Origin of the sequence: Halobellus rufus (assembly GCF_000739575.1) — an archaeon.
Classification (GTDB): Archaea; Halobacteriota; Halobacteria; order Halobacteriales; family Haloferacaceae; genus Haloquadratum; species Haloquadratum rufum.
In genome coordinates, this window is sequence record NZ_BBJO01000009.1 from 11548 (window position 1) to 32835 (window position 21288).

Annotated in this window: 17 protein-coding genes and 1 pseudogene; 10 read left to right on the forward strand and 8 right to left on the reverse strand. The window is 68.2% G+C overall.

The window, feature by feature from the left end; genetic code table 11:
• Positions 1-8: 8 nt before the first annotated feature.
• From ACP99_RS04760 to ACP99_RS04770, 3 genes are all read right to left on the reverse strand, one after another.
• On the reverse strand, positions 9-1367 hold the full coding sequence (locus ACP99_RS04760) for an ABC transporter ATP-binding protein (protein WP_081927155.1): 1359 nt from the start codon (positions 1365-1367) through the stop codon (positions 9-11).
• 1 nt (position 1368) lies between these two features.
• A complete protein-coding gene (locus ACP99_RS04765) occupies positions 1369-3057 on the reverse strand; it encodes an ABC transporter permease (protein WP_049985649.1) in 1689 nt (562 codons plus the stop codon).
• Positions 3058-3214: 157 nt separating this feature from the next.
• Positions 3215-4354 (reverse strand): thiamine ABC transporter substrate-binding protein, encoded by a 1140-nt coding sequence (locus tag ACP99_RS04770; protein ID WP_049985501.1) that lies wholly within the window; start codon positions 4352-4354, stop codon positions 3215-3217.
• Positions 4355-4483: 129 nt separating this feature from the next.
• Between ACP99_RS04770 and ACP99_RS04775 the strand changes: the two genes are divergently transcribed.
• A complete protein-coding gene (locus tag ACP99_RS04775; protein ID WP_049985650.1) occupies positions 4484-5563 on the forward strand; it encodes an AI-2E family transporter in 1080 nt (359 codons plus the stop codon).
• Here the strand turns inward: ACP99_RS04775 and ACP99_RS04780 are convergent, their stop codons facing one another.
• The 3 genes from ACP99_RS04780 to ACP99_RS04790 all read right to left on the reverse strand — a co-directional run bounded on the left by ACP99_RS04780 (position 5564) and on the right by ACP99_RS04790 (position 8741).
• Positions 5564-8143 carry a DEAD/DEAH box helicase gene (locus tag ACP99_RS04780; protein ID WP_049985502.1) on the reverse strand — a complete coding sequence of 860 codons (2580 nt, stop codon included), beginning with the start codon at positions 8141-8143 and terminating at the stop codon, positions 5564-5566.
• A 78-nt stretch (positions 8144-8221) separates the two neighbouring features.
• Complete coding sequence (locus ACP99_RS04785) at positions 8222-8419, reverse strand: hypothetical protein (protein ID WP_049985503.1); 198 nt, start codon at positions 8417-8419, stop codon at positions 8222-8224.
• A gap of 79 nt (positions 8420-8498) precedes the next feature.
• Positions 8499-8741: a ferredoxin gene (locus ACP99_RS04790; RefSeq protein WP_049985504.1), complete on the reverse strand. Its 243-nt coding sequence runs from the start codon at positions 8739-8741 to the stop codon at positions 8499-8501.
• A gap of 35 nt (positions 8742-8776) precedes the next feature.
• Between ACP99_RS04790 and ACP99_RS04795 the strand changes: the two genes are divergently transcribed.
• From ACP99_RS04795 to ACP99_RS04805, 3 genes are all read left to right on the forward strand, one after another.
• Positions 8777-11500: a helix-hairpin-helix domain-containing protein gene (locus ACP99_RS04795; RefSeq protein WP_394324858.1), complete on the forward strand. Its 2724-nt coding sequence runs from the start codon at positions 8777-8779 to the stop codon at positions 11498-11500.
• On the forward strand, positions 11497-12009 hold the full coding sequence (gene cgi121, locus ACP99_RS04800; RefSeq protein ID WP_049985505.1) for a KEOPS complex subunit Cgi121: 513 nt from the start codon (positions 11497-11499) through the stop codon (positions 12007-12009). The genes ACP99_RS04795 and cgi121 overlap by 4 nt, the downstream gene beginning before the upstream one ends.
• 133 nt (positions 12010-12142) lie before the next feature.
• Positions 12143-12370: a Sec-independent protein translocase subunit TatA/TatB gene (locus ACP99_RS04805; protein ID WP_049985506.1), complete on the forward strand. Its 228-nt coding sequence runs from the start codon at positions 12143-12145 to the stop codon at positions 12368-12370.
• A gap of 146 nt (positions 12371-12516) precedes the next feature.
• Here ACP99_RS04805 and ACP99_RS04810 read toward each other — a convergent pair whose 3' ends face one another.
• Positions 12517-13143 carry a DUF7344 domain-containing protein gene (locus ACP99_RS04810; RefSeq protein WP_049985507.1) on the reverse strand — a complete coding sequence of 209 codons (627 nt, stop codon included), beginning with the start codon at positions 13141-13143 and terminating at the stop codon, positions 12517-12519.
• A 192-nt stretch (positions 13144-13335) separates the two neighbouring features.
• On the opposite strand from ACP99_RS04810, the gene ACP99_RS04815 reads away from it, so the two are divergent.
• Complete coding sequence (locus ACP99_RS04815) at positions 13336-14151, forward strand: hypothetical protein (protein ID WP_049985508.1); 816 nt, start codon at positions 13336-13338, stop codon at positions 14149-14151.
• A 91-nt stretch (positions 14152-14242) separates the two neighbouring features.
• On the opposite strand, the gene ACP99_RS04820 is transcribed toward ACP99_RS04815, so the two are convergent.
• Positions 14243-14785: a DUF7344 domain-containing protein gene (locus ACP99_RS04820; protein ID WP_049985509.1), complete on the reverse strand. Its 543-nt coding sequence runs from the start codon at positions 14783-14785 to the stop codon at positions 14243-14245.
• 351 nt (positions 14786-15136) lie between these two features.
• On the opposite strand from ACP99_RS04820, the gene ACP99_RS04825 reads away from it, so the two are divergent.
• The 5 genes and pseudogenes from ACP99_RS04825 to ACP99_RS21505 all read left to right on the forward strand — a co-directional run.
• The gene (locus ACP99_RS04825; RefSeq protein WP_049985510.1) at positions 15137-16471 is read left to right on the forward strand and encodes a choice-of-anchor W domain-containing protein; all 1335 of its coding nucleotides are present in this window, start codon (positions 15137-15139) and stop codon (positions 16469-16471) included.
• 144 nt (positions 16472-16615) lie between these two features.
• A complete protein-coding gene (locus ACP99_RS04830; RefSeq protein ID WP_049985511.1) occupies positions 16616-18355 on the forward strand; it encodes a SipW-dependent-type signal peptide-containing protein in 1740 nt (579 codons plus the stop codon).
• 181 nt (positions 18356-18536) lie between these two features.
• Positions 18537-20012 (forward strand): vWA domain-containing protein, encoded by a 1476-nt coding sequence (locus ACP99_RS04835; RefSeq protein ID WP_049985512.1) that lies wholly within the window; start codon positions 18537-18539, stop codon positions 20010-20012.
• Between the two features lie 210 nt (positions 20013-20222).
• The gene (locus ACP99_RS04840; protein WP_049985513.1) at positions 20223-21032 is read left to right on the forward strand and encodes a hypothetical protein; all 810 of its coding nucleotides are present in this window, start codon (positions 20223-20225) and stop codon (positions 21030-21032) included.
• Positions 21029-21151, forward strand: a pseudogene (locus ACP99_RS21505) (SipW-dependent-type signal peptide-containing protein); the annotation flags it as partial. The gene ACP99_RS04840 and the pseudogene ACP99_RS21505, both read left to right, overlap by 4 nt.
• Between the last annotated feature and the right edge of the window lie 137 nt (positions 21152-21288).

Consider the following 21288-nt stretch of genomic DNA (forward strand, 5'->3'; position numbering starts at 1 on the left):
CCGTCGACTCACTCGCTTCGCTCGACGAGGTGCGCGTCCGCGGCGGTGAACTCGACGCGCACCGCCCCGGAGATCGGATCGTCGGTCCGAACCGTCAGTTCGCGACCCTTCCAGCGGAGATGCGTCCGCGTCGAATCGCCGAGGAACTCCGATTCCGACACGGTCGCCTCCAGGGCGTTCGACACCGGATCCGGACCTTCCGCAGGCGCTCGCTCTCCCGTCGGTCGATCGCCGGCATCGCGAACCCGCATCTTTTCGGGTCGAACGCAGAATACGACGTGATCGCCCGCCGAGACGGGGACTGGCGTTTCGATGCGAATGTCGACCGCTTCGACGTCGACCGTGACGGCCCGGGACCGCCCCGATTCTGATTCCCGAACCGAAGCCTCGGCTTCTAGGTCCTGCGTTCCGGCGTCTCCCGTCTCTCTCTCCTCCACCCCTGCGTCGTCGCTCTCGCCTCGCAACCCCTCCATTTCGAGTGGAGATTCTGCTGCTTCAGACGCTGAACGCGGACGAGATTGGGCGTTCGACGCTCGAACGTCGACGACGGTCCCCCCGAAGACGTTGTTGTCGCCGACGAACTCCGCGACGAAGCGGCTTTCCGGCCGTCGGTACACCGCTTGCGGTGTCCCGATCTGCTCGATGCGACCGTCGTTCATCACCGCCACGCGATCGGAGATCGCGAGGGCCTCCTCCTGATCGTGGGTCACGTATAGGGTCGTGATTCCGAGCGTCGATTGGATCTCCTTGATCTGCATCCGCAGGCGTTCGCGGAGCCGGGCGTCGAGCGCGCTCATCGGCTCGTCGAGGAGCAGGAGGTCGGGATCGGGCGCGAGCGCGCGGGCGAGCGCGACGCGCTGCTGCTGTCCGCCGGAGAGTTCGTCGGGATCGCGATCCCCCGCGTCCGGGAGGTCGACGAGTTCGAGCAGCGACGTCACCCGCTCTTCTCGGGTCTCTCCGTCCGGGGGATCCGCGAACTTGAGTCCGTAGGCGACGTTCTCCGCGACTGAGAGGTGCGGAAAGAGCGCGTAGTTCTGGAAGACGACGCCGACGTCTCTGTCCTCCGGCGGCACGCCGCGCATCGCTCTGTCGTCGAACCGAACCGTCCCCGACGTCGGCGAGTCGAACCCGGCGACGAGTCGGAGCGTCGTCGTCTTGCCGCAGCCGGACGGCCCGACGAGCGTGAAGAACTCCCCGTCGTCGACCTCGAAGGAGACGCCGTCGGTGACGGAGTCGGTGCCGGTGCCGGTGCGGAGGTCGGAGTCAGTGCCGGTGCCCGTGTCGAGCCGACTCTCCGCGTTCTCCCGTCCGCCGAGCGCGACCGTGTCCCCGTACTCTTTTCGCACGCCTTCCAGTGTTAGTCTCATCTCAGAACCCTCCTCGTTCGCCATATCGCCCGCCGAACCGTTCGATAATCACGAAACTCAGGCTGGTGACAGCGAGCAGGACGCAGCCCATCGCCGTCGCCGGACCGAGCCGCCGCCCCAGATACCGTTCGACGGCGACCGGCATCGTGTAGCTCGTCGACCCCTCTGCGAGGACGACCGTCGAGTCGAACTCGCCGATCGAGATGGCGAAGGCGAACGCCGCGCCCGCGACGACGCCCGCGGCGACCAGCGGCAGTTCGATGTCGACGAGCGCTCGGACCCGACTCGCGCCGAGGCTGCGTGCGGACTCGACCAGTCGCGGGTCGAGGTTTCCGAGAAGCGGCGCGACGTTCCGCGTCACGAAGGGGTACGCGCCGACCGCGTGGGCGGCGACGACCGCGATCGCGCCGGTCACCTGGACCCGAGTGCCGAAGACGTCGACGCCGAAGACGAGCCCGCGGAGCAGCCCGAGGCCGACGACGATCCCCGAGACGGCGAACGGTGCCATCGCGAGCGCGTCGATCGCGGCGCGACCGCGGAACTCCCGCGTCGTCAGCACGGCCATCACGACGCCCATCGGGACGGCCACGAGAAGCGTCCCCACCCCGAACCGCAGCGAGTTCGCGATCGCCGGGAGCGGACGGACCTGATAGGACGCGCCCGTCTGCTGCCGTTCGAGGAGGAACAGGTAGTGCTCCAGCGTCAGCCCGCCTCCCGGTCCGGTCAGGCTCGTGAGCACCATCGAGGCGATCGGGCCGACGAACACCGCCAGCACAACGAGGCCGTAGGCGGCGATCGTGATCCGCGCGCCCGCCGCTTTGGCGGTCCACGAGCCGGGCCACAGCGAGTAGCGCGGCTGCGGGCGCGCGCCCTGCCCCGAGCCGCGGGTGCGACCCTCGTAACGGAGGTACCAGTACGTCAACCCGAGCGAGATCGCGGTCTCGACGACGGCGAGGGCGGCCGCCTCGGCGTACGCGAGGTTCTGGATCCGCGAGTAGATGAACACCTCGACAGTCGCCAACTGGAAGCCGCCGAGCGCGAGCACGATCGGGAACGACGCGAAGGTGAAGACGAACGTCAGGGTCGCGCCGACTGCAACGGCTGGGAGCAACTGCGGGAGCACCACGTCGCGGAACGCCCGCGTCGGCGACGCGCCGAGGCTCCGGGCCGTCTCGATCGCGGAGGCGTCGACGCTCTCCCAGGCGGCGGTCGTCACCCGCGCGACCAGCGGCGCGTTGTAGAACGCGTGCGCGATCACGATCGCTTCGAGGGTGAAAAGCAGCTCGACCGGCGGCAGGCCGATCGCCGTCAGGACGCCGTTGAGCGTCCCGTTCCGGCCGAACGTCGCGACGAACCCGATCGCGACCATAATCGAGGGCATCACGAACGGGAGGATCGTCAGCGAGCGCAGCGTCCTTCGGCCGCGGAACTCGAACCGCGAGAGAATCCACGCGCCGGGCAGTCCCAGAAGGACCGAGGCGACCGTCGACAACAGCGCCTGATAGGCGGTGAACCCGAAGATGTCGACGAGGTAAAAGCGCGAGGAGAGCACCGAGACGATCGGCTCGACGGTCGGCCGTCCGTCGACGAACACCGCGTCGACGAACACCGTCGCGACCGGGTAGTAGAAGACGACGAGCAGGACGAGGGCGGTCACGGCGGACCCGACTGTGAGGGCCTGCGCTTCGATCCGCCGTCGGAGCGCAGCCGCGACCGAGCCAGCCCGGGACCACCGCGTCTCCGACGGTGGCGCGTCGGCTGATCGAGGCGACGTCACGGTTCCGTCTCCGTCGTCTGAAGACGGGCCGTCGACGCTATCGTCGCCACCGCCATCGACGCCGTCGCCGTCACTTGCTGGCGAACTGCCGTTCCCACGCCTGCGTCCACTCACTCACGTTGTCTCGAAGTTCGTCGTACGTGAAAGTGACTGCTTCCGGCGGTGCCTTCGCGTACTCGGCGAACTCCTCGGGGAGTTCGGCGGTCGTCGTCGCCGGGAACGCGACGTTGCGCTGGGCGATCTCACCCTGCACGTCCGGCCGGAGGACGAACTCGAGGAACTGTCTGGCGAGTTCCGGCTCATCGGTCCCCTCGAAGACCGACATCCCCTCGGGGTAGGCGTAGCCCTGATCGTTCAGGAACCGGATCTGGTGCTTCGCGAGGTCCTCGCCGGACTGGCTGGCGTACACCTGATCCGTCGAGTAGGAGACGACCATCGGGGCCTCCTCGTTCTCGTAGGCCGTGTACGACGTCGACCAGTCGGCGAGCACGCGGACGTCGTTCGCCTGCAGTTCCTCCCAGTAGTCGAGGTACCCGTCAGCGCCCTTCTCGGCGATGGTGTGCAGCAGGAACGACTTCCCCGTCGAACTCCCGGTGGGGTTCTGTGCGAGGAGGTCGCCCTCGTACTCGGACTCCAGTAGCCCGTCGAACGTCTCGGGGGCGGCGAAGCCGCCGCCGTCGAACGCCTCGTTGTACACGAGGCTGACGTAGCTCGTGTCGTAGGGGACGATTCGACCCTCGGGATCGAAGTTCAGTCCCTCCTTCACGTCGCCCTGTCCGGACACGTCGTCGACGGGAACGAACAGGCCGTCGTCCAGTCGCTCGTCGATCCGAATGAGCATATCCACGTTGAGGCCGACGTAGACGTCGGCGTCGATTTCGGCCCCCTGCAGCGCTCGCTCGATGTAGTAGTTGATCTCACTGTCCGGGGTCGCGAACTCGATCGTCGCGTCGAACTCCGACTCGAACGTCTCCTTGAGCCACGGACCCGGACTCGTCGAGGGCGCGTCGACGAACGCGCCGTACGTCGACACCACGAGTTCCGGCGTGCTCGGTTCGGCGGTCCCGGTCGTCGTCCCGGCCGCCGTCTCGTCCGTTCCGCTCGCCGTCGGTCCGTCCGTCGATCCGCCGTCGCCGCCTCCTCCGAGACACCCCGCGATCCCCGCCGCGCCGCCGGCACCGACCGTTCGAAGGAACGTTCTGCGTTTCATTACTGGGTAATTTCACCTAGTGGTATTTAACCGTGGTGCATCGGTAGCGGCGGTGTGGGCGGATTCTCGTCGATGGCTCTCGCGGCGGATCGGAGCAACGTTCTTGTCGCTCCGCGGCGACTCCTAGCCGTGTCGCGCAACCGACGGTACGCGCTCGGCGGCGTCTTCGTCCTCGTAGGGATCGCGACAGCGCTGCTCTTGGCGTCCGTCCTCGGCACCGTCTTCTTCGCCGTCACGGTCGCGTACCTGCTCTGGCCGGTCCGACAGCGACTCGTCTCCCGCGGACTGTCCCGCCGCCTCGCCAGCGGCGGCGCGACGGCCGGCGCGTTCGTGATGACGCTCTTCGTGTTCGTCCCGCTCGTCGTTGTCGCCTATCTCCGATTCGATTCGTTCGTCGCGCTGCTCGGACTGCTCCCGGAAACACTCGAACTCGCGCTGTTCGGAATCGAGTACGCTATCACGCTCGAATCGCTCACCGCGTTCCTCATCTCGCTCGTCGAACGCGGGGCCAGATACGCCGCCACCTCGGCCCCCGTTCTCATCGTGAAGGCGACGCTCTTCGTCTTCCTCGTCTACTCGTTGCTTTTCTACGGCGAGGACGCTCAGCGGTCGGTCCTCGCGCTCGTGCCGACCGGATACCGCGACGCCGCAGTCGCGCTGAATCGCCGCGCTAGAGAGACGCTTTTCGCCATTTACGTCCTTCAGGCGGCCACCGCGCTCGGGACGTTCGCTCTCGCGCTTCCGGTGTTTTACGCCCTCGGCTACGAGTCGGTCGTGATGCTGTCGAGCGTCGCCGCGCTCCTGCAGTTCGTTCCGATTCTCGGCCCCAGCGTCCTGCTCGCGGGACTGGCGGCGTACCACGTCGCGGTCGGCGAACTGGTCCGCGCCGCGCTCGTCTTCCTGCTCGGCGGCTTCGTCATCGCGCTCCTGCCCGACGTCCTCATCCGACCGCGACTGGCCCGCGAAACGGCTGACATCCCGGGCAGCCTCTACTTCGTCGGCTTCTTCGGCGGCGTGCTCACGCTCGGACCGATCGGCATCGTCGCGGGGCCGCTCGCCGTCGGCCTGTTCGTCGAGTCCGCGGCGCTGCTCTCGACGGAGTTGAACCACTCTGGACTGACGCCCGCGGACGTCCCTGACGACGCAGAGGCGATGGCGGTCGAGGACCGCAATGAGACGGATACCGGCGACACCGATGGCGGTTCCTAATCACTCGTACTCGCTGCCGACGACCTCGCGGATCCGCTCGGCGGTCACCTCGCCGATTCCGCCGACCTCGCGGAGGTCGTCCTCGCGCGCGGTCATCACGCCCTCGACGGTACCGAACTCCCGCAGGAGCGACTGGGCGGTGACGGGGCCGATGTCGGCGATCGAGGAGACGACGTACTCCTGCTGTTCGGCCAGCGTCTTCGCGCTCTTCTCGCCGTGGACGCTCACGGTCCGATCGCGCTCGGTCTGCTCGCGCTCGGCGATCGTGAGCAGCAGTTCGGCGGTGTCGTCCTCGTCGCGCGTCTGCAGGACGCTCACGTCGAAGTCGACCGCCAGCGACGCCAGCGCCCCCCGGATCGCGCCGGGGTGGACGTTCCGCTCCTCGTAGAGGCCCTCGCCCTCGACGATCAACACCGGGCGGGCGTACGCGCGGGAGAGATCGCCGATCTGCTCGAAGATCGAGCGGTCGTCGCCGAGCAGCGTGTCGAGGAAGTCCGCGACGGACTTCCGCTCGACGGCGACGCGGTCCGAGAGGACGTAATCGCCGACTGCCAACGTTTCGAGCCGCGTTCGGACGCCCTCGCGCTTCGAGAGGTCCTTCGCGATCGAGGCGTCGAGTTCGCGCTGGTCGACGACGACCTCTGTCACTTCCTCGCCGTCGGCTCCGGCGGTGGCGACGACCCCCTCGTCGCCTCCGTCGTCCGCGTCTGCGGGCGTTTCGTCATCTGCGGGCGTTTCATCGTCTGCGTCCGCACCTTCGACTGCGTCTTCGCCGTCTCCGTCCTCGCTGTCGCTCTCGACTGTCTCCTCGCCGTCCGAGTGCGCGCGCTTGATCTCCTCGTCGGTCGGCCCGAAGTCGGTGAGCCCCGCCTGCCCGTTCGCTTCCGGGGCACCGTTTCCGGTGGAACCGCCGCTCTCGACGGACGCACCGCCGGCGGTGGACTCGTCGCCGCCGGCAGCGTCGCTTTCGTCGTCCGCGTCGTTCTCACCGTCGTACGCCGCCAACCCCCGCTGTTCTGGGTTCAGTTCCGATTCGATGTCCCCGGCGAGGCTCTTCAGTTCTCGAAGCTCCGACTCCATCTCCTTCTCGCGCCGCCGGGAGATCCAGAAGAACGCCTCGTCGCGGGTGTCCTCGGCGAGCAGGACGACGACGCTGCCCTCCGCCTGCCGGCCGGTTCGGCCCTTCCGCTGGATCGACCGGATCGCCGTCGGCACGGGCTCGAAGAAGAGCACGAGGTCGACCTCGGGGACGTCCAGCCCCTCCTCGGCGACCGACGTGGACACGAGCACCTCGAACTCGCCGTTTCGGAACGCGTCGAGCGTCTCCTGTTGCTCCTTCTGGGTCATCCCCTCGGAGCTCTCCTTGTCGCCCTGGCCGACGAACCGGCGGACGTCGAACGACGTCGAGAGGAACTCCGTCAGCGCCTCGGCGGTGTCGCGGGACTCGGTGAAGACGATGACGCGCTCGCCGCCCTCGATGCCGAGCGTCTGCGCGAGCAGGATCCGCGCCCGCGAGAACTTCGGGTGGGTGCCGTCGAAGCTCTCGGCGAGCCGCATCGCCTCTCTGACCTTCGGCTCGGCGACGAGCCGCTGGCTCGCCTTCGACGCGCCCGAGGAGCGCGCGGCGTTGCGCTGGCGCTCGAAGTACCGTCGGACCGACTCGACCGACTGCGTCTCGACGAGTTCGACCGCCCGCCGGAGCTTCATCACCTCCGCGTGCGTCGACATCCCCTTGTAGCCGTCCGACTTGTCGGCGTTCATCAGCTCCTGGAGCTTCCCGCGCATCCGGTTCAACTGCTTCTGGGAGATGTCCGGCTGGGTCGTGTTCGTCACGCCCAGCGACTTCAGCTTCTGGAGGCGGTCCTTGATGACCTCGTTGAGCGCGTCGCGGATCTGGATGATCTCCTCGGGCAACTGGATTCGCTCCCACTCGACGGAGGTGTCGTGGGTGTACTCGTCGACGTCGGCGTCCTCCTCGGTCATCACCTCGACCTCGGCGATCCCGAGGTTCTGACACACCGCCAAGATCTCCTCTTTGTCGCCGCCGGGCGAGGCGCTCATCCCCGTCACGAGCGGCTTCTCGGCGTCCGCGTGGTAGCGCTCGGCGATGTAGACGTACGCGTAGTCGCCGCTCGCGCGGTGACACTCGTCGAAGGTGAGGTGAGTGACGTCGGCGAGGGAGATCCGCGAGCCGACGAGGTCGTTCTCGACGACCTGCGGCGTCGCGACCACGATGCGGGCGTCGTCCCACGCCGCCGCCCTGTCGTCCGGCGAGATCTCGCCGGTGAAGACGACGATCTCCTCGTCGGGGATCGAGAGCGCCTCCCGGTAGAAGTCGGCGTGCTGCTGGACGAGCGGTTTCGTCGGCGCGAGAAACAGCGCCTTCCCGCCCACCTCGTGCAGCCGATCGGCCGTCACGAGCAGGCTCACGGTCGTCTTTCCCAGTCCCGTCGGGAGGCAGACGAGCGTGTGCGCCTCCCTGGCCGTCCCCGCGAGTCGGACCTGATAGAGCCGTCGCTCGATGAATCCGGGGTTCAAGAGCGGGTGGTCCACGTACGCGGGGTCGTCGGTGGCCGCCATCACGCGTGATTGGGCGTCACCGCTGTTAAGCGTTCGCCGACGAGAGTGAAAGTGAAACCGGCGGTATCGAGGCCAGCGTCACTCGTTCGTGTCCGACTCGGGAGTGAAGTCGTATCTCCCGCGACTGCCGATCCCTTCGCCGAACCCGCCACCAAATCCGTCGTTCGAGCCGAACTCGCCGGTCGCCTCTTCTCGCTCTTCGACGGACTCCGGTAGCGACGCGCCGATCAGGTCGGCCCACTCCGTGAGGTTCCGTCCGTGATTTCGGTGGCTCATACTCCTCCTCGGACGATAAACTCTCCACGAACGTATATAACGATTTTGCTGCTCCGGGCGAGTCGCCGCGGATCCGACCTCACACGACCTGTTCGCCGTCGTCGTCGTACAGTTCGATCGCGTCGACCGGGCAGGCACGGGCGGCGAACTCTGCGTCGAGTTCCGCGCCGTCGGGCACGTCGAGTTCGAACACGCCGTCGTCGACCTCTGTCGACCCCGCGAGGTCGGCCTTGCCGTCGTCGAGGTTCTTCTCGAAGGCGTCCCACTCGTCGACGCACTGGAACATCCCGATGCAGGTCTCCCTGTCGTAGCGGATCTTCATAGTCGTCCACTCGTTGGCGGAGCGGCCACATAGCCGTGGCGACGCGCCGGCGACGTGGTTTCCGGCGCACCCCGCCGCTGCGACTCCGACTGTTTAAACCCGAGGACGGCATACCTCCCCCCGATGCGACCCGAGGAGGTGCCCGAGTTGCCCGCAGACGTCGCCGCCCACCTGCGAGAGGAGGGGATCGAGGAGCTGTACCCGCCGCAGGCGGCGGCGGTCGACGCGGGCGTCAGCCGAGGCGAGAGCGTCGTCGCGTCGGTACCGACCGCGTCGGGGAAGACGCTCGTCGCCGAGTTGGCGATGCTGTCGAGCGTCGCCCGCGGCGGCAAGGCGCTCTACATCGTCCCGCTCCGGGCGCTGGCCTCCGAGAAGAAGACCGAGTTCGAGCGCTGGGAGGAGTACGGCTTCGACGTCGGCGTCTCCACGGGCAACTACGAGTCCGACGGCGAGTGGTTGGCCTCCCGCGACATCATCGTCGCCACCTCCGAGAAGGTCGACTCGCTGGTCAGAAACGGCGCGCGTGGATCGACGAGTTGAGCTGCGTCGTCGCCGACGAGGTCCACCTCGTCGACGACAGCCACCGCGGGCCGACGCTCGAAGTGACGCTCGGGAAACTGCGGACGCTCAACCCCGGCCTGCAGGTCGTCGCGCTCTCGGCGACCGTCGGCAACGCTGACGTCGTCGCCGACTGGCTCGACGCCGAACTCGTCGAGTCCGACTGGCGGCCGATCGACCTCCGGATGGGCGTCCACTACGGCAACGCGATATCGTTCGACGACGGCAGCCAGCGGGAGGTCCCGGTGGGATCGGGCGGGCGACCGACCGCCGCGCTCGTCGACGACGCGCTCGCCGGCGACTCCGGCACGCAGACTGACCTCTCCGAGGCCGATTCCGGCGGAGAGACCGACGACGCCGGCAGCGAGGACGCCGACAGCGAGGACGGCGACAGCGGCTCCACCGCGGACAGCGACGCTGCCGACCAGGGCTCCTCGCTCGTCTTCGTGAACTCCCGGCGGAACGCCGAGGCGTCGGCCAAGCGGCTCCGCGACGTCGTCGACCCGCACCTCACGGAGGACGAACGCGGCCGCCTCGCCGAGTTGGCCGCGGAGATCAGAGACGTCTCCGACACCGAGACGAGCGACACGCTGGCGAACTGCGTCGCGAAGGGCTCGGCGTTCCACCACGCGGGGCTCGCCTCCGAGCACCGCTCGCTCGTCGAGGACGCGTTCCGCGACCGGCTCGTCAAGTGCATCTCGGCGACGCCGACGCTCGCCGCCGGGGTCAACACGCCGAGCCGCCGCGTGATCGTCCGCGACTGGCGGCGCTACGACGGCGAATTCGGCGGGATGAAACCGCTGGACGTGCTGGAGGTCCACCAGATGATGGGGCGGGCGGGCCGCCCCGGCCTCGATCCCTACGGCGAGGCGGTCCTGCTGGCGAAGAACTCCGAGACGCGCGACGAGCTGTTCGAGCGCTACATCTGGGCCGATCCCGAGCCCGTCCGCTCGAAACTGGCCGCCGAACCGGCGCTCCGAACGCACGTACTCGCGACCATCGCCTCCGGCTTCGCCCACACTCGCGGGGAACTGCTCGACTTCCTCGATCAGACGCTGTATGCGACCCAGACCGACGAGTCGGGGCGGCTCGAACGCGTCGCCGACGACGTGCTCGCGTACTTGGAGCGCAACGAGTTCATCGAGCGCGAGGACGAGTCGCTGACGGCGACGAGCGTCGGTCACACCGTCTCGCGGCTGTACCTCGACCCGATGACCGCCGCGGAGATCGTCGACGGACTGGAGTGGGCCGCGGACAACCGCACGGAGATGGTCCGCGCGCTCGCGGGTGAGGAGGAGGGGGGAGCGGAACCGCCGTCGTCGGATTCCTCGCGCGACTCCGCCGAGACGGAGTCGACTGCGGCCGGGTTCCAGCGCGCCAGCGAGTTGGCGTCGACGGATGTCGAGTCGTCTCCGGACCCCGAGGCGTCGGTAGAGGACGACTCTCTCCCCGACGACGCGCCCACCTATCCGACGGCCTTGGGGCTCTTTCACCTCGTCTCGCGGACGCCGGATATGTACCAGCTCTACCTGAAATCGGGAGACAGAGAGACCTACACCGAAGTCTGCTACGAGCGCGAGGCGGAGCTACTGGGCCGCACGCCCTCCGAGTACGAGGACGTCCGCTTCGAGGAGTGGCTCTCGGCGTTGAAGACCGCGCGCCTGCTCGAAGACTGGGCCGACGAGGTCGACGAGGACCGGATCACAGAGCGCTACGGCGTCGGGCCGGGCGACGTCCGCGGGAAGGTCGAGACCGCCGAGTGGCTGCTCAACGCGGCCGAGCGCCTCGCGGGCGAACTCGACCTCCCCGCGGTGCCGATCCGCGAGGCGAAAAAGCGCGTCGAGTACGGCGTCCGCGACGAACTCCTCGAACTCGCCGGGGTCCGCGGCGTCGGTCGCAAGCGCGCCAGACGCTTCTTCGAGGCCGGCATCGAGACGCGCGCTGACCTCCGCGAGGCCGACAAGTCGATCGTGCTGCGCGCGCTCCGCGGCCGCCGGAAGACCGCCGAACGGATCCTCGAGAACGTCGGGCGGCAGGACCCCTCGATGGACGAGGTCTCGAAGGACGTCGACGACGCCGGCGGTTCGAGATCGGAATCGACGTCCCGGTCGACGTCCGGCTCGGAGCGCCGATCCGACGCGTCGTCCGCGACGCCCGCAGACGACCCCGAAGAGCAGGCCAGTCTGGGTGATTTCGGATGAGCGCGGACGCGTCGCCGCTGTTCGTCGAGGGGACCGTCGAGGTCGACGACGTCGACGCCTTCGTCGAGGAGCTCGCGGCGATCGCGGCGGAGACCGGCGCGACGGTTCAGGCGTTCGACGCCCGCTACGTCGTGAGCGAGCGGCACCTCGAACGCGCCGTCGAACTGGCCGATCGGGCCATCGAGCGCGGCGAGAACGTCGCCCGCGACCGCGCCGTCGAGATCCTCCTGTACGCCGCCGGGCGCAGACAGATCACCGACGCGCTCGAACTCGGCGTCGACGCCGGAGCGAACCGGGTGGTCGTCCTCGTCGACGGCGGCGACCCGACTGCCGCTGCCGAGGCCGTCCGCGACCGGTTGCTGGATTCGGTCGAACCGACGCTCGGCGACTACGACGCCGAGCGCGTGACGGCGTACTACGACGTCGACGAGGCCGAACTCGCTGTCGTCGACGGCGACCTCGAAGCGCTGGTGCTCGAACGCGTGGCGCTCTTAGTCGTCGAGAAGTGACTCCGGACCCCGTCCGGTGCTTTCTTCGATATCACGTCCGGAGCGACAGACAGCGGGCCTAACGGGCCGTTGAACCGGCTCGGTGAGTTGGTAGGCTGCCTATAGCTATGGCCGCCCACGGCTATCCGGGGGTATGGACACACTCCTGCCGGCGTTCGTCGGCATTCCAGGCGGTCCCGAACTGCTCGTCATACTCCTACTCGTCGTGCTGCTGTTCGGCGCGGACAAGCTCCCGAAACTCGCACGCTCGTCGGGACAGGCGATGGGCGAGTTCAGACGCGGACGCGACGAGATCGAAGACGAACTCAGGGGGGCCGCGGAGTCGACGCCGACCAGAGCCGAGGCCGAGCCGGCGGAATGAGCCGACGACGCTCCCCGTCGGAGTGATCAGATGACGCTCCGCTGAGGCCGTCTGTCGCTCGCGCGCCCGTTTCGAGCTGCACTCCGTTTTCCGTCCGCTGAGCGTCCGCTCGCGGGCAACATCACGCTACGAGCTCTCGGTGCGCACTACAGTTCGTCGGCGATCTCTCGCGGCGGCTCGATCTCCGGCGGTACCGCGGTGGTCCCGATGAGCGACCGCCGGTCGCGGAGCACGTGGACGCAGGAGGCGACGGTGAGCGTGCCGGCGACGAACAGGGCGTACCCGAACCCGCCCACGTACGAGAACGGCGGGAAGCCGAGCGCTGCGACCACGACAAGCGCCGACAGCACGGATCCGAGCACTAGGTAGAACTGACTCCACGGGATGTCGTCTTTCGGCACCACGTCGAGGTAGATGTCGAACGCCTTCACGTGGTCGGTCATCGCGACCGTCCCCCGGTCTCTGTCGTAGACGACGACGCCGAGCCGATCCATCGTGGGGAGGTGCGTCTGGTGGAGCGCGGTGTAGACGCGTTTGCGCTGCTTCGGCGTCACGTCCCGCGCGTCGATCTGGTTCTCCCACGCGGCGATCTGTCTGGAGAGGTCTCGGATCGTCACCGGGTCGTCCACCTGCGTCAGATAGTGGAGGATGTAGCGACGTCGCCGATTGCTCAGCGTCTCGAAGATCGTATCCGTCGAAAGCGCCTCGTCGTTCGACGGTTCGTCGTCGTCGCCGGAGTGTCCGACCTTTGATACTTGGCCCCCACTGTTCATACCACTCTATTGACTGAAACCGTTATGAATCTACCTATGGCTGTGGTTGATTCTGGTAATATGTCCCTTCTAGACTCTATTGAATGGAGATTAATCGATCCGGAAATCACCCATTCGGAGACGGCTTATAACCCCTGGTTTGAGTATTGTAACCATACTTAAGCGTGCTGATGGTATCTTCGACTTCGAGCTATGAATCCGCAACTATCTCCGGGGTTTCTGAAAGATCTTCGTCGCCCGGAGTACACCGGTGACAACCGCTGTCTCCCCTGCACTGCCGTCAACCTCGTTCTCGCGGCGGCACTGACCGCCGCGGCGGCGGTCGTCTCACCGCCCGCCGCGGTCGCCGTGGCGCTCGTCTCGCTCGCGAGTATCTACCTTCGCGGGTACCTCGTCCCGGGGACGCCGGAGTTGACGAGGCGACACCTCCCCGAGCGCGTCCTCGCGTGGTTCGGGAAGTCCGAGCCGCGAGCGCCCGTCGCCGGGACCGACTTCGACGTGGTTTCGTTCCTCGACCGCGCCGCGGTCGTCGTCGACGATGGCGAGGACGTCGCGCTCGCCCCGGAGTTCCAGACGCGCCTCGAAGCGGCCGCTCGCGACCTCGACGGCGAGGCAGCGACGCGAGCCGCCGCGGCCGAACTGCTAGACGTCGACGCCGACCGGCTGTCGTTCGTCGCCGACGACGCCGCCTGGCGCGTGCTGCTCGACGGGTCGATACTCGGCCGGTGGGAATCGCGAGCGGCGTTCGTCACCGATTTAGCCGCCGACCGCGCGCTCGCGGCGTGGTCCGAGGAGTGGGCGTCGGTGCCGGGGGACGCTCGGGGACGGACGCTCTCGGCGATCCGGGCCTGCCTCGAAGCCTGTCCCGTCTGTGGCGGCGAGATCCGACTCGGCACCGAGTCGGTCCGCTCCTGCTGCCGCGAGTACGAGGTCGTCGCGGCCACCTGTCGGGGCTGCGACGCTCGGCTCTTCGAGACCGACGCCCGCGCGGTCGCGAGCGTCGAGTAATTCCCTTTTCTGGCTCGAATCGTCGATCGGTGCGACTCAGTACTCTTTGGCGAAAAACGTCGAACAGCCAGTAACAGTCGGCACTCCGGTTCTAGAACAGCCGCGCACGGAGTCGAGCGAGTCGCCCGCGCGCGCCGAGACGCGCGGCCCCGAGCTGATACAGCGTCGAGACGGCGAAGCACACGAGGAACGCGGTCGCCGGTAGCAGCGGGTCCACGAGGCCGAAGCCGGGGACCGACGCGAGCGAGGCGACCGTCGAGAACAGGCCGACGACGCCGAGCGCGCGGTAGTACTCGCCCCAGGTCACGCCCGCCCGCGTGGTGACGTCCATGTACCGACTGAGGTGGCCCGCCTGCGAGCGGACGCGAACCAGCTTCCGGTCGGGGTCGTACGCGACGAGGCCGAGGTCGTCCATCTTCGGGAGGTGCGTCTGATGGAGCGCGTTGTAGACGCTCTCGCGGAGCGCCCGCGGTGCCGGAGACTCTCCGGACTCCGTCGTCGCGATCCGTTCGGAGAGCTCACGCAGCGACAGCGCCTCCGGCTGAGCCCACAGCTCCGCGAGCGCCTCTCGCCGGCGCGCGTTGCTCAGTACGTGATACACGTCCACCTCCGGGAGCGCTGATCGCTGAAACATCGGATCTCCCGAGGCGCTTTGCGAGTATAGCTATGGGTCGATTAGCGGACCGACCCGAAACGGCACGCTTCCCGTACGAAATCGGTACGAGACCCGGACCGAGCGGAACGGCGTGCGGACTCCGCCGATACGCGGTCCCTGCCGCGCCGGTACGACCGCGGTACGAACCGGTATGGTCCTCGTTCTCTCCTCTCATTTCGGCTCAATGAGGCGATGAAAACGCCCATCTCGCGGTTTGAAACCGCCGAATCGGCGCATGGGTAATACCCCCCGAGCTATCGGATGAGATGTCCCGAAACGACCGGTTGACGATCTCACGGCTGATCGCGGTCCGACGGGAGGAACACACCGATGACACGAGACACCCAACCACAACTGTACAGCCTCTCACGCCGCAAGATGCTCGCCGGCCTCGGTGCCGTCGGCCTCGCCTCCGCGGGTGCCGGCCTCGGCACCTCCGCGTATTTCAGCGACGAGGAGAGCTTCGAGAACAACACACTGACCGCCGGGACGCTCGACCTGCGCGTCCGCTACGAGGCGTCCTACGACAGCGGCGGGACGGTCGAGAATATGGCCGACGAAGCGATGGGAACTCAGGACGGGTCGCCCGCGGGGATGTTCTACGACCTCGAAGACGTGAAGCCGGGCGACTCCGGTCACGTGGAGTTCTGTTTCGACATCGTCGACAACCCCGCGTACATGTGGGCGTGCGGTGATCTCTCGCAGGCCGAAAACGGAATCACCGAACCCGAGAGCGCCGTCGACGACACGCCCGAACTGGGCGAGCTCGGCGAGAGCATCGTCGCCCGCCTCGCCTACTGCGAGGAGGACGACGGCGAGTTCGTCGAGGGCGAGGAGATCGTCTCCGGCTCCCTCGTCGACGTGATCGCCGCCATCTCCTCCGGTGCCGCGCTCGACGGCGACGGCGTCGCCGGGCTCGCACCCGGCGAACAGTCCCCGTACGACGACGTGGTCGAAGGCGAACCGGACTACATCACCGGCGCGTGCGTCTGCCTGTTCTGGGAGATCCCCTACGAGGTCGGCAACGAGATCCAGTCGGACTCGCTGACGATGTCCTTCGAGTTCCACGCGCTGCAGGCCCGTCACAACGACGGCACCACGAACCCCTGCGCGCCGACCGTCACCACCCGGACGGGCGAGGGCTTCGCGAAGGTGGAGGAGTTCTCCACCGGACAGGAGACCTCCTTCGCCCGCGGTCGCTTCGGTGACAACGGTCCCTCTGGCTCGTGGGAAGTCGCCGTCGGCCCCGACGTCGGCAGCGCCGACACGGCCAACTACGTCTGGACGCCCGGTGCCACGGTCCCGTTCAGCTACACGTACGACGGTAGCGGCAACGCCTCGTTCACCCTCGACGGCGTGAACGTCGGCAGCGGGATCCCCGCCCCGAGCGGGAAGCTCGCAATCACGACGAAGGCCGACGAGGCGACCGTCAGCGTCGCGAACCTCGCGCTGGACCTCGACGGCGTCCCGGCCACCCTCAGTGGGCCCGACGCGATCTCGGCCAGCAACGACGGGTCCGGCCGCGAGGTGACCTACCTCGTCTTCGACACCGACGCCGCCGACGTCGCGAACGCGTTCACGATCTCCGGCGACGTCACCGTCGACGTCCAGGGCGACTACTCCGGCAGCGACGAGGGGGTCGCCTTCGACATCAGCGTCGAGTAAGCGGCGGCGCTCGCGCCTCCCCTCGACGTCGAGCGGCAGCGAGCCCCCTCGGTCGTGGCGGTACGGACACCGCCACGCGGACCCTCGCGCCCGTCCACCTGACTGCACTCACGACAACGATCAACCCACCACCTACACCAACCAATGACCCAAGATCCCGAACTGTACACACTCTCGCGCCGCAAGATGCTCGCCGGCATCGGCGTCGTTGGCCTCGCCTCGGCGGGGACCGGCCTCGGCACGAGCGCGTTCTTCTCCGACGAGGAGGAGTTCGTTGACAACTCGCTGGTCGCCGGCGAACTCGACCTTCTCGTCGACTGGCAGCAGACCTACGACTTCGGCGACGGACACGTCTTCGTCAGCGCCCACCCCGACCACGACGGCGACGGCGAACAGTCCATCGCGGCCGACAACGACGCCGGACAGATCCGCTACAGCGACTTCCCCGACGAGGAAGACGAGGACAGCAACGGCGCGAACATCCCGGTGCTGAACTGCGAGAACATCCCCCCGCTGTCGGAGGCGGACTTCGGCGTCGACCCCGTCACGGGCGAGGCGATGGAGACGCTGGTTCACCTCACCGACGTGAAGCCCGGCGATTCCGGCGAGATCACCTTCTCGCTGCACCTCTGTGACAACCCCGGCTACGTCTGGATGCAGGCGGGCAACGTCACCGAGTCCGGCGGCGTCCACGCCGAGCCCGAGATGGAAGTCGACCCCGACAACCTCGGCGACCTCGCCGGGGCGATCCAGGCGACGCTGTGGTACGACGAGGACTGCGACAACGTCTACGACGGCGCGGAGCCGGTCGACATTATGCTGACGCTGGACTTCTCCGGCTCGATGCTGTACGACCAGTACGGCGGCGTCGTCAGCGACGATCCGATCGAGATCGACGGCGTCACCCACGACGAGACGACGAAGATCGACCTCGTCGAACTCGGCACCCGGCAGTTCGTCGACTACCTCCAGTCGCAGAACGCCGACGCCAAGGTCGGCGTCGCGTACTTCGACGGCGAGGGAAGCAGCGACACCGAGCCGCGGACCGGCGTCCTCCAAGAGATGACGACGGACCTCTCCGTCGTCGACGGCGCGCTGACGGGACTCCGACAGAAGCTCGCCAACGTCGTGACCGGTGCGGCGAACGACGGCGTGGGCGCCGATCCGACGGTCAGCGACCCCGCGGACGGCGACGGCGACCCGGACCCGTTCTCGAACGCGGGCGGGATCGCCACGGGGACGTACATCGGCGAGGGCGTCGACGACGCCCAGGACGAGCTCGCGGCCAACGGCCGCGCCGGTGCCGAGAAGCGGAACATCGTCCTCTCGGACGGCGAGTCGTTCAACGGCGGCGGCAGCACCTCGTTCGCCTCCCCGGAGGCGGCGGCGGACGACGCCCGCGCGGCGTCCCCCTCGCCCGCGACCGACGTCTACACCATCTCCGTCGGCAGCGCCAACGACGGCGTGCTCCAGGCGATGGCCGGGCCGGCCGGCGGCGCGGGCGGCGACCCGGTGTTCTTCAGCGACGTCGACGACCCGCTCAACATCCCGACGGTGTTCGGGAACCTCGCGGCGCAGACGGTCGCCGAGAAGGTCATCATGCAGGACTCGCTGGAGAACGTCCTCGCGGCCCTCGCTGACGGCAACGGGATCCCCCTCGACGGCAACCGCTCGACGATCTACGACGAGCTGGACGACGATCCGACCGACCCCGACCGCGACGCCTTCCGCGGCGACGGCGTGATGCACTGCATCGCCCTCGCGTGGGAGCTTCCGTTCGAGGTCGGCAACGAGATCCAGGGCGACACGCTCGGCTTCGACCTCGGCTTCTACACCGAGCAGGAGCGGCACAACGACGGCTCAGGACCCGAGATCGTCGCCTGATCGCGCGGCGCGACTCTCTCGCCCGAACAGCACGGCGTTCGATCGCCGACCCGGCGCGACGCCCGCTCGTGAACGCGACCCACCGCGGCGGTAACGGGGGTTCGACTCCCCCGGTGGGTCCTCTCCCTCCGTCTGGGAAGGGAGGCTGCACCGACTGCAGACTAACCAACGGACCACGAAAATGACACGACAAGACGAACTACCGCTGTACAACCTCTCTCGGCGCCGCGTCCTCGCGGGGCTCGGAGCGGTCGGCATCGCCTCCGCCGGGACCGGTCTCGGCACGAGCGCGTTCTTCTCCGACGAGGAGGAGTTCGCTGACAACACCCTTCAGGCCGGGACGCTCGACCTGAAACTCGACTACAAAGCGACGTATCTCGGCGGCACGGGACGGCTCGACGCCGTCAGAGCGATGGGCTACCCCGAGGCCGAGGAGATCGTCGTCGACGACGAGGCCACCGGACGGTACCTCCTCGCGCAGGCCCCCTCGCCGGCGGACATGCAGGCGTGGGAGGACCTCGTCCAGGGCGAGCAGTTCGACTTCTGTAGCCCGGAGGCCGACGAGTACCTCGAGAACGGCGACGGCATCCCGATGTTCACGCTCTCGGACGTCAAGCCCGGCGACTCCGGCGAGGTGACGGTGAGCATCCACATCTGCGACAACCCCGGTTACCTGCGGATGATCGGTGAGCTCACGGCCAACGAGGAGAACGGCCAGACGGAACCCGAGATCGACGCGGAGGGCGAGGACACCGACGGCATCGGCGAACTCGCCGACGCCATCGAGGTCTGCGTCTGGTACGACGAGGACTGCGACAACGTCTACGAGCCGACCGGCACCGGCCAACAGCAGGAACTGGAGGTCGCGCTCGTCTCCGACGTCTCCGGGTCGATGGGCGGCTCGCCGATCGCGGCGCTGAAGACCGCGGCGACGAGCTTCGTCGACAACCTCTCCTCGCCGGACGAGGCGGCCGCGATCTCGTTCAGCTCCAGCGCCTCCACGGACCAGGAGTTGACGACCGACTACCAGGCCGTCAAGGACGCCATCGACGACTACAACGCCAGCGGCGGCACCTCGATCGCCGCCGGGATCGACGAGGGGACCGACGAACTGCTCAACGGGACGAACGCCACCGCCGGAGCCTCGAAGGTGATGATCCTGCTGAGCGACGGCAACTCCAACGCGGGGGCTGCCACCGCGGCGGCGGACAGCGCCAAAGACGCGGGGATCCGTCTCTTCACCATCGCGCTCGGCAGCGCGAACACCTCGCTGCTCCAGTCTCTCGCGAGTTCGCCGGACGACGCCTTCGTCGCTCCGGACCCGGCGGACCTCGACACGGTCTACGCCGAGATCGCACAGATCGTCCTCGGCGGCGAGCAGAAGATCGCCGAGGGGACGATGGCGGAAGTCTTCGCCCAGCTCTCGGAGGGCATCGTCCTCGACGGCAACCGACAGGAGGAGGGCCTCCAGCCGTACCCCGGCGCGACGACGCAGTGCATAGGGTTCGAGTGGACGCTCCCGTTCGAGGCCGGCAACGAGATCCAGTCGGACTCCGTCAGCTTCGACTTCGGCTTCGAGGTCGAGCAGTCACGGCACAACGACTCGCCGTTCGGATCGGAACAGGAGTCCGCGCCCGCTCCGGACGCGGGGAACTGATCCCGGCGCGGATCCGATGGTAACGGCGGTCTCACGCGACGGTCGCTCGCATCGTCTGGCGGGCGGTAACGATCCCCTGCCGCCGGGTACGGCCGTCGTATCGATCGGACAGCGGTTCCATACCTATGCGCTCGGCTGCTGTATCGCTCGGAGAACGCGGGCCGGATGGCCGGCCCACTCATCGCCCCGGCGTATCCGGGACCTACGACAATGACACTCACACGTCGGGAACTGCTGACGGGAATCGGCGGCGGAGCGGTCGCCATCGGCGGGTTCTCCACCCGCCGGGGATCGCCCCGCTTCTCGCAATATACCTACGCCGCACCGGACGACGACACGGACGACAGACGGCTCCGCATCGCGTGGTACGAGCGGTACAACGGTGCGACCGTGCAGAACCACGCCGGGACGAGCGACGGCCTCGACGCGACGCTCGACCCCGACAGCGGCCCCGCCTACGTCGACGAGGCGACGCACGTGACGGACGTGACCGGCCCGGTGCTCTCGGTGGGGAACGTCCTCCCGGGTGACGCCGGCACGCTGGTCGTCGGCCTCGAAGTCGTCGACGACGGCGGTGCGGAACCGCTCGACGTGTGGTTCCGAGCGTCCGTCACCGCCGACGACGAAAACGGCGTGAACGGCCCCGAGCGGGCCGCCGGCGACACCACCCCGAACGACGGCGAACTCGACGAGGTCGCCCTCGTCGAGATGTGGCGCGACGGTTCGCCGCTTGGAAGCTGCAACGGCGTGAAGGAGTTCGACGAATCGCTCGAATCCCCGCTGATCGCTCCGACCCCCTTCGCCGAGGCGTTCGCCCCGACGGCGGACGCCGGCGACGACGAGGGACTCCTCGCGTTCGACTGCCTCTCGCCCGGTTCGCTGCGCTGCGTCGCGCTCCGTTGGGAGATCCCCGAGACGGCCGGGAACCGCGCGCAGGGCGACTCGCTCGGCTTCGAGTTCTCGTTCGCCGGGGTCGCCTGCGGCGGCGACAGCCCGCTGCTCGGCGGAGGTTCGCAATGATCCTCTCCCGACGCCGCGTGCTGGCGGCGCTGGCCGCGGCCGGCGGCGCGGGCGCGCTCACCGGCACCGGCACCGCCGCGATGTTCCGCGACGCCGAGCGGTTCGAGGCGTCGATCACGACCGGCACGGTCGACCTAGTCGTCGAGTACGAACTGCTGAGCGGCCCCGGTGCGGACGGCCCGACGCGCGCGGCGTCGTCGACGGCCCGCGCCTCGGCCTCCCAATCGGGTCCCTCGGGACGGAGTCGGACTCGGGA